At 62.5% G+C, this 8726-nt stretch carries 10 protein-coding genes; 8 read left to right on the forward strand and 2 right to left on the reverse strand.

Annotated features, from left to right (window positions below):
* Positions 1 to 95: 95 nt before the first annotated feature.
* The 3 genes from VD811_04035 to VD811_04045 are packed head-to-tail and all read left to right on the forward strand — an operon-like array spanning position 96 to position 1348.
* Entirely contained in the window at positions 96 to 311 is a 216-nt protein-coding gene (locus VD811_04035; protein HXV20148.1) for a hypothetical protein, read from the forward strand.
* Between the two features lie 22 nt (positions 312 to 333).
* Positions 334 to 792: an iron-sulfur cluster-binding oxidoreductase gene (locus VD811_04040; GenBank protein ID HXV20149.1), complete on the forward strand. Its 459-nt coding sequence runs from the start codon at positions 334 to 336 to the stop codon at positions 790 to 792.
* A 1-nt stretch (position 793) separates the two neighbouring features.
* Positions 794 to 1348 carry a hemerythrin domain-containing protein gene (locus VD811_04045; protein ID HXV20150.1) on the forward strand — a complete coding sequence of 185 codons (555 nt, stop codon included), beginning with the start codon at positions 794 to 796 and terminating at the stop codon, positions 1346 to 1348.
* 108 nt (positions 1349 to 1456) lie between these two features.
* On the opposite strand, the gene VD811_04050 is transcribed toward VD811_04045, so the two are convergent.
* Both VD811_04050 and VD811_04055 read right to left on the reverse strand, forming a co-directional pair.
* The gene (locus VD811_04050; protein HXV20151.1) at positions 1457 to 1954 is read right to left on the reverse strand and encodes a Spy/CpxP family protein refolding chaperone; all 498 of its coding nucleotides are present in this window, start codon (positions 1952 to 1954) and stop codon (positions 1457 to 1459) included.
* Between the two features lie 67 nt (positions 1955 to 2021).
* Complete coding sequence (locus VD811_04055) at positions 2022 to 2552, reverse strand: DUF6515 family protein (GenBank protein ID HXV20152.1); 531 nt, start codon at positions 2550 to 2552, stop codon at positions 2022 to 2024.
* A 183-nt stretch (positions 2553 to 2735) separates the two neighbouring features.
* Here VD811_04055 and VD811_04060 point away from each other — a divergent pair, with 183 nt between their 5' ends.
* From VD811_04060 to VD811_04080, 5 genes are all read left to right on the forward strand, one after another.
* Positions 2736 to 4190, forward strand: a complete 1455-nt coding sequence (locus tag VD811_04060) for an ATP-binding protein (GenBank protein ID HXV20153.1) — start codon at positions 2736 to 2738, stop codon at positions 4188 to 4190.
* Complete coding sequence (locus tag VD811_04065) at positions 4187 to 4852, forward strand: response regulator (GenBank protein HXV20154.1); 666 nt, start codon at positions 4187 to 4189, stop codon at positions 4850 to 4852. The genes VD811_04060 and VD811_04065 overlap by 4 nt, the downstream gene beginning before the upstream one ends.
* 156 nt (positions 4853 to 5008) lie before the next feature.
* Complete coding sequence (locus VD811_04070) at positions 5009 to 5395, forward strand: hypothetical protein (protein HXV20155.1); 387 nt, start codon at positions 5009 to 5011, stop codon at positions 5393 to 5395.
* Positions 5396 to 5695: 300 nt separating this feature from the next.
* The gene (mgtE, locus tag VD811_04075; protein ID HXV20156.1) at positions 5696 to 7051 is read left to right on the forward strand and encodes a magnesium transporter; all 1356 of its coding nucleotides are present in this window, start codon (positions 5696 to 5698) and stop codon (positions 7049 to 7051) included.
* An 11-nt stretch (positions 7052 to 7062) separates the two neighbouring features.
* A partial coding sequence (locus VD811_04080; GenBank protein ID HXV20157.1) for a DEAD/DEAH box helicase occupies positions 7063 to 8726 on the forward strand: 1664 nt, incomplete at its 3' end.

Raw genomic sequence — 8726 nt, forward strand, 5'->3', positions numbered from 1 at the left:
AAAAAATTCAGGAAAAAAATGCTTTTGACCCAGGTCATGTCGTTTCCTTTGGCGACGGGGTATTCTCCAGTCACCATCGAGGAAGGAGCGAAGCCATGAACCTGAAGGAAAATCTCGGCACGGCCCAGATCAAGGACGTCATCGAAAACCACCCCCGGATCGGGGAAATCCTGAACAAGTACGAGATCGGCTGCGTCACCTGCGGCGTCGGCATCTGCCTGCTCAAGGACGTGGTCGCCATCCACGCCCTCGGTGCCGAGCTGGAGCAGAAGATCGAAGAAGAAATCAACGCATACCTGGATAATCAATAACCAACAAAAAGGAGAAAACACCATGAAAAACCTCGCTTGCGGCTGCCCCGGTTCCCACGTGCGCACCATCGAAAAGAAAGAGACCGAAACCGCCGTCCCCACCGGCCGGATCGCCTCAGAGCTGCGCCAGTGGCCGACCCAGCTCCACCTGGTTCCCCCCTTCGCTCCCTGGCTGAAGGATGCGCACCTGCTGATCGCCGCCGACTGCACCCCCTTCGCCTACGCCGAGTACCACCGCGACTTCATCAAGGGCAAGGTGCTGGTCAACGCCTGCCCGAAGCTCGACGACACCTCTCCCTACCTGGAGAAGCTGACCGAGATGCTCAAGCAGAACGACATCAAGTCCCTCACCGTCACCATCATGGAGGTCCCCTGCTGCCGCGGCCTGGCGATCATGGCCCAGCGGGCGCTGGAAGCCTCCGGCAAGAACATCCCCTTCGAGGTAGCGGTGCTCGGTGTCGACGGCGAAAGGAGGAGCTGAGATGAAGACCGACGTGACGGCGGTGATGGTCGAGGAGCACAAACTGATCCTGCGGATGATCGCGCTGCTCGAAAAAAACGTGGAACTGCTGGAGGCTGGACGCTTCGCCGACTGGAACTTCTTCCTCGCCGGCGTCGACTTCATCCGCCACTACGCCGACCGCTTTCACCATGCCAAGGAAGAGGACGTCCTGTTCCAGGCGCTGGTGGCGAACGGCATGCCCGAGCAGAATTCGCCGGTGGCGGCGATGCTGATGGCCCACGACCAGGGTCGCGCCTTCGTCCGGGGCATGGAGCAGGCGGCCAGGCGAGCCCTCGCCGGCGAGCCGGCGCCGGTGGCGGAGATCGCCGAAAACGCCCGCGGCTACATCGCCCTGCTGCGCGACCACATCGACAAGGAAGACACCATCCTCTACCCGCTGGCCGAGCGCATTCTCCCCGAAACCCTGCGCCCGGCCATGGTCGAGGCCTACGCCGCAGCCGTGGCGAAGACCCCCGGCCTGGAGGAGAAATGTCAGCGGCTGGTGGAGAGCTACGAGGCGAAGCTGGCGGCGTGAAGGTCCGATGAGGGTTGAGAGTTGAGTGAGAAACAGACGAGGCCCCGGGAAAATCCCGTGGGCCTCGTCTGTTTTTAGGCTGGATGAAGCCTGGCGCTACTACCCCCGCTACTTACCCCGTTTTCCGTGGTGACCGCCACCCCGGTGTTCCATTCGGCGGTCCAGCATTTCTTCCGCCAGCTTGCGCTGTTCCGGGGTCAGCAGGGCATGGATCCGGCTCTGCATCCGGGTCCGTTCGACGATCAGTTCGGTCTTGGTGGTCGCCTGGCTTGTGGCCAGAGCGCGGACCGCGGCTTCGTCGAAGTTGTCGGCCTTGGCCGCCTGGCGCAGTTTGTCCCGGTTTTCGTCGAGGCTCTGCCGCAGCGGCGCGACCTTGTTCCGGTGTTCTTCCATGATCGCCTTGATCTTTTCCTGCTGCTCGGCGCTCAGGTTGAGGACTTCAGTCATGCGGGCCAGAAAGTGCTCGCCGCCTTTTTCATGGCGCTCGCCGCGCTCCAGCCGCGGGGAATCTCCAGCGGGGGCGGCGTTGACTTGCGGGGAGTGGAAGAACAGGCCGCCGACGAGGGCGGCGGTGAGGACGGTGACGACGAGAAACGATTTTTTCATGGCGTACTCTCCTTGGCTGCGGGGCACTGCCCCATGGGTTGATAATGTTCAGTTCCGGTCCGGGCGTTCAGCGCCAATGCCCATACCATGATGTCTCGGCGATGTATCGGGATCGGGGGTCGACTACGACGTAGCCCCGGGGGGTTGGCCGGTAGTAAACGTCTTCGGTCCGATAGAAGAAATTCCCGCCGATATTGACGCTGATCGAACCGAACGGCAGCGTTGCAAACACGGCCCCGACGGGCGGCCCGACCAGGGCGTAGCCGTTGTGCACCCGGCTGTAATAGCGATGCTCATGGACGTAATAAGGGGTCCTGTCGATCACCACGGTTTTGTAGCCGCGGGGCAGCTCCCGGATCACCGTCACCTTATGCTTCCGGTGGTCACCCCTTTTTTCGAACCTGCCGTCGTGACGGTCGTCGTGGCGGCGGTCCTTCCAGTTTTCGTACCGCTCCTCGTAACGATTTTCATGCCGATCCCGGCGACCGTCCCGATCGGCCCAGGAGGGGCTGTTCCCGGCAAGGAGCAACCCGACGGCCAGAAGCGGCACCACTACGAACCTGCCCGACGCTGCAATCGACATTCTGGTCTTTTTCATGATGTCCTCCTGAGTGTCTGTGTTGTTTCCGGCTTCCTCTTCTGTTGAGTCAATGAATACCGCGCAAATGTGGCGCAAATATGGAAGAAATGTGGAAATTGCCGGGCGGGACGGGTTGCCGGTGTTTTTCCGGCGGAATTTGTGGTAGGAAAAAGATGAACATCAGTTGAAGGTGGGATCAAGATGAAGCTCGGCATCAAGTACCGGTTGTTCCTTTCCATGCTCGCAGGCACCGCCGCCGTCGTCCTCTGCATGTGGCTGATTGTGCAGTGGAGCATCGACCGGGGTTTTCTCCGCTACGTCAACACCCTCGAGCAGGAGCGCCTGGAAATCCTGGCCACGGAACTCGAACAGGCCTACGCCGATCGGGGCAGCTGGGATTTTCTGCGCGCCGAGCCGATCACCTGGCTGCGGCTGATGATCCGGACCCTCCCGCCGGGTTTGACCGATCCCGAGCAGTTGAAACGTCAGGAACGGCGCCTGGAGCGCTGGCTGGAGAGGGAACAGCGGCCGCCGGAGCCGGGTCAGCCGCCCCGGGCTCTGCCGTTCGAGCGGCGCGTCCTGCTGCTCGATGCCGCCCGGCAGCCGCTGTTCGGGCCTGCGGAAAGGGCAGGGGAGGTCGATTTGCGGCCGCTGCAGTTGGAGGGGAAGACCGTCGGTTATCTCGGCCTGGTGCCGCGCCGGAGCGCCTATGATGTCCACCAGCTGCAGTTCGTCCGGCAGCAGAAGCTGGCGCTGGCCCTGATCGCCGGGGTGACGCTGCTGGTCTCGGCGCTGATCGCCCTGCCGCTCGCCAAGCGCCTGGTGCGTCCGATCCGGGCTCTGGCCGCCGCCACCCGCCGTCTCTCGGCCGGGGAATACGCCATCCGCGTGCCGGTCGCGGCAACCGACGAACTGGGGCAGCTCGCCCGGGACTTCAACAGCCTGGCGCTGACCCTGGAGAAGAACGAACAGGCGCGCCGCCAGTGGGTGGCCGACATCTCCCACGAACTGCGCACGCCACTGGCCGTGCTGCGCGGGGAGGTCGAAGCCCTGCAGGACGGGGTGCGCCGGACCACTCCCGAGACCCTGCATTCGCTGCATGCCGAGGTGATGCGTCTCAGCCGGATGGTGGACGATCTGCACCAGCTTGCCCTCTCCGATGTCGGCGCCCTGACCTACCGCAAATGCAACGTGAATCTCGGCGAAGAGTTGCAGGAGGCTGCCGACGCTTTTCGCTCCCGGTTCGAAGGTAAGGGAATCGCGCTGACGGCCGATTTCCCGTCAGCGCCGGCGATTCACGTTTTTGCCGACCCCGAGCGGCTGCATCAACTGTTCAACAATCTGCTGGACAATTCGCTGAAATATACCGAGGCGGAAGGCCGGCTCGAAATCCGGCTGGAGAGCGGCCAGGGGGTCGCCACCATCCATTTCATGGACAGCGCCCCTGGCGTTCCCGAGGCCGAGATCGGCCGGCTCTTCGACCGGCTCTACCGGGTGGAGAGTTCGCGCAGTCGGGCGACCGGCGGGGCGGGGCTCGGTCTGGCGATCTGCCGCAACATCGTCGAAGCCCACGAGGGAACGATCACGGCCAAACCCTCGCCCCTGGGGGGGGTGTGGATCACGGTCGTGCTGCCGGTCACGGAGGGAAGCCTATGAGCGGAAGAATTCTGATCGTCGAGGACGAACCGAAACTGGCGTCGCTGCTCAGCGATTACCTGCAGCAGGCGGGATTCGAGGCCAGCCGGCTGGACAACGGCCTGGAGGTGGCGCCCCGGGTGCGGGAGCAGGCCCCCGACCTGATACTCCTCGACCTGATGCTGCCGGGCAAGGACGGCCTGGAGGTCTGCAAGGAGATTCGCAGCTTTTCCGCGGTGCCGATCGTCATGGTCACCGCCCGTGTCGAGGAGATCGACCGCCTGCTCGGCCTGGAACTCGGCGCGGACGATTACATCTGCAAGCCCTTCAGCCCCCGCGAGGTGGTGGCCCGGGTCAAGGCGGTGCTGCGCCGCGCCGGCGCGGCGCAGTTGCAGGCCGAGGGACTCGTCCTGGACGAATCCCGCTACCTGGCCACCCTGCATGGCCACGACCTCGAACTGACGGCTGTGGAGTTCAAGCTGCTCCACTTCCTGTCCGCCAACCCGGGGCGCATCTACTCCCGCACCCAGCTCATGGACCGGATCTACCCCGACCAGCGCACCGTCGGCGACCGCACCATCGACAGCCACATCAAGAAATTGCGGAAAAAGCTGGCCGCCGCTGCGCCGGATGAAGAGCTCATTCATTCGGTCTACGGGGTCGGGTATAAATTCGAGAGTTGATTTGCTTTACTGAAAAAGCAGGGATCCGGGCACCGCCGGGTTCGGCCAGACAGATATTTTTCTGTTGCAGAATGATGCCGGAATTGCAAATATTTCAACAGCGTGGAATTTCACAAGGCTTTTTTTGGAGAATCAACCAAGAAAGGTAACTTGAAAATGAACAATCTGGTGGTGGTCCATTATTTCGACGGCAATATAGTTAAAGGAACAACCGGGAATTTCTTTCCGAATAAGAGCTTCTTTCACCTTCAGGAGCAGAATGCGGGGGAGGTCAAGCAGGTCAACACCCAGGACCTCAAAGCTGTTTTTTTTGTGAAAAGGTTCGAAGGTGATTCCAGCTATAAAGAAAAAACCGACATGGTTCGGGCCGGTTTTGGCAGGAAGATCCGAATTCACTTCAGGGACGGGGAAGTCCAGTATGGTTATACTCAGGGCTATGACCCTAACCGAGCCGGTTTTCTTGTCTTCCCTTGCGACCCGAACAGCAACAATGAACGCATTTTCGTCGTTACCGCGGCCACTGAAAAAGTACAATTTATCTAACCCGGATCAGGCCAGGGAGATGTGGCTAACCAACGCAATGGATTGATAAACATTCAAAGGTGCGATCTGGTTGCTGACATTACGCCACAGGTGAATTGCCCTGCGGTTTGTCGTTAAACTCCTCAAGCGCTCACCTGCCACCATTGCCTGTCCAGGCAGGCTGTTCACTTCCGCCAAGCCATCCCATCAACCCTGTTTGCGCCAGTTTTTTTCGCACTCCGCCGTCGTTGACAGCCTGCGCCGGCCGGTGTTAAGGTTACGCATTTCTTCATCTTATCCCGCCGTTCAGGAGTAAGGCCCATGGACCAAAAGCTGCAGATGCTCCTCGACACGGTCCGCAAGCTCATCCGCCGCGGCGCCTACCCCAACCTCACCAAGGTCGTCGCCAAGTCCCACCCCGCCGACGTTGCCCATCTGTTCCGCTATCTCGACCTCAAGGAACAGCGCATTCTCTTCAACCTTATCGACGACACCGAGACGGCGGCCTACGTCCTCTCCGAGCTCGATCCCGCCACCGGCGCCCAGCTCCTGGAGCAGATCGACAAGGAGACCATCACTGCCGTTCTCCAGGAAATGCCCTACGACGACGCCGTCGAGATCATCCGCGACATGCCCGAAGAACTCGCCGCGGAGATTCTCGGCATCATGCAGGACGAACACTCGGAGGAGATCGAACAGCTCCTGCAGTACGAGGAGGATACCGCCGGCGGCATCATGTCGACGGAAGTTTTCGCCCTGAACGAAGACATGACCGTCAAGGAGGCGATCGAAGCGCTGCAGCAGGCGCAGGACGTGGAGATGGTCTTTTACGTCTATGTCACCGACGAGCACGGCCACCTGGTGGGGGTGCTCTCCCTGCGGCAGCTGCTGACGGTCCCCCCCTCCACCAAGCTCAAGAACATCATGACCAAAGACGTCATCCGCGTGCGCACCGACATGGACCAGGAGGAGGTGGCGCAGCTGGTGGCCAAGTACAACATCCTCGCCATCCCCGTCGTCGACGAGGGGAACAAGCTGATGGGGATCATCACCGTCGACGACGTCATCGACGTTCTGCGCCAGGAGGCGACCGAGGACATCTACAAGATGGCCGGTGCCAGCGAGGAGGAGCATCTCTACGGCTTCCGGGCGTTCAAGATCGCCCGCCTGCGCCTGCCCTGGCTGGTGACCAACCTCTTCGGCGGGGTGATCACCGGCTATCTGATGTGGCTGTTCAGGGCCACTCTCCAGGAAGTCATCGTTCTGGTCTCCTTCATCCCGGTCATCACCGGCATGGGGGGGAACGTCGGCGGCCAGTCGGCGACCATCGTCGTGCGCGGCTTCGCAACCGGCCGCATCGACCTATCCACGCTGCGCCAGGTTTTTTACAAGGAGCTGCGGGTCGGCATGATCATGGGCGCGGTCTGCGGGGTGGTGGTCGGTCTGGTTGCCATCGGCTGGCATCATAACCCCTACCTGGGACTGGTGGTCGGCCTGGCGATGGTGACGGCCATGACCGTCGCCGCCACCATGGGGGTGCTCGCCACCTCCTTCTTCAAGAAGGTCGGCATCGACCCGGCCATCGCCTCCAGCCCCTTCGTGCAGACTGCCAACGACATCACCGGCATCCTCATCTATTTCGGCACGGCGACCCTGTTCATCAATTTCCTGCGGTAAAATCCGTAGCTGTGCCTAAACTCATCACCATCCCGCTGGTCGATTTTGCCTTGCCGGTCCCCCGCACCGGCAGCATCGAAGCGCATTCGGGGTACGGGCGAGCGGCAGCCGACGGCCAGGAGATCCACGTCCGGGTGCAGAAGAAAAGGGCGAAGGCCGATCCCCTGTACCAGGCCGAAGTGCCGGTGAGCGGCCTGTTCGAGCGGGAAGGGTACCGCTTCCGGATCGACGGCCGGATAGACGGGCTCTTCCGGCACGACCCGCCCAGAATCGAGGAAATCAAGTCCGGTTTCAACATCCATGAGCTGGCCCGCTGCCTCGCGGACCAGCCGCTGGAGCATCCCTACGGCCTGCAGCTGCTGAGCTACGGCTACTTCTACCGGCGCCAGCACGGCGTCCTTCCCGCACTCTCCTTCCACCTCGTCTCCTCCCGCGGCGGCGAATCCCGGGATCTCGACCTCGCCCTCGATCTCCCTCGCTACGAAAAATGGCTGGACGGGCGTCTGGACGAACTCGCGATTGAAGCGAGACAGGCCGAGAAGCGGGCCGCCCGGCGGCGGAAGATCGCGGCCTGCTTCCCGTTCCCCTTCGCCAGCCCGCGTCCCGGCCAGATCGAACTGATGCAGGAGATCGGGCAGGGGATGGCCGCGGGCAGGCCGGTGCTCGTCCAGGCGCCCACGGGACTCGGCAAGACGGTCGGCGTCCTCTACCCCGTGCTCAAGGAAGCGCTGGGCCGGGGGCAGCGAGTGGTCTACGTCACGCCGAAAAACAGCCAGCACTCGGTGGCCGAGGACGCGGTCAGCCGCTTTCAGCAGACGGGCGCCCGCGTCAAATCCCTCTCGCTCACCGCCAAGGCGAAAATCTGTTTCAAGGCCGAGCCGCTGTGCAGCCCCGAATACTGCGAGTATGCCCGCGACTACTACGGGAAGCTGCTGGCGCACGGCCTCCCCGAACTCCTGGCAAAAAGGCGGACGCTGAAAGCCCGGGTCTTTCGCGAACTGGGCGAGAAGTACCAGGTCTGCCCCTTCGAACTGCAGCTGGAGGCAGCCCGGGAGGCGGATGTCGTCATCTGCGATTACAACTACGTCTTCGCCCCGCGCTCGGCGCTGGGCCGCGTGCGGGACCTCGGCGTCGACCAGACGGGAAAGCCCAACCTGGTGATCGACGAAGCCCACAACCTCCCGGCCAGGGCCATGGACTACTACTCGCCGTCCCTCTCCTCCGTCACGCTGGAGCGGATGCGCGAGGAGCTCCGGGAGCTCCCTGCCCGCTTCCGGAGCGAGGCGGCAGAGCTTCTCGACGGCTGCCTCCAGACCGTCGCATCCTGCCGGCCGGGGGAGAGAACGGGGCCGATGCGGATCGATCCGCCCGGGGATCGTTTTCTGGAGCAGGAGGCGAGGCTGCGCGCCTTCCTCTCCCGCTATCTCGATTCCGACGTGGAGATCCGCCAGCAGGACATGGTCCTGCGCCTCTGCTTCTACTGGTCCGAATTCACCGAAGCCCTGCAGTATGCCGGCGATCCCGACCGGCAGGAGTTCTTCACCACTTTCCATCCGCATCCGACCGGCGGCACGGTGAAGATCACCTGCTGCGACGCCTCGGCAATGCTGGAGGATTGCTACGGCGGCTACGAGCAGGTAGTGGGGTTCTCGGCGACGCTGAAGCCCTTCGACTA

It is taken from the genome of Desulfuromonadales bacterium, from assembly GCA_035620395.1.
Taxonomy (GTDB): Bacteria; Desulfobacterota; Desulfuromonadia; order Desulfuromonadales; family DASPGW01; genus DASPGW01.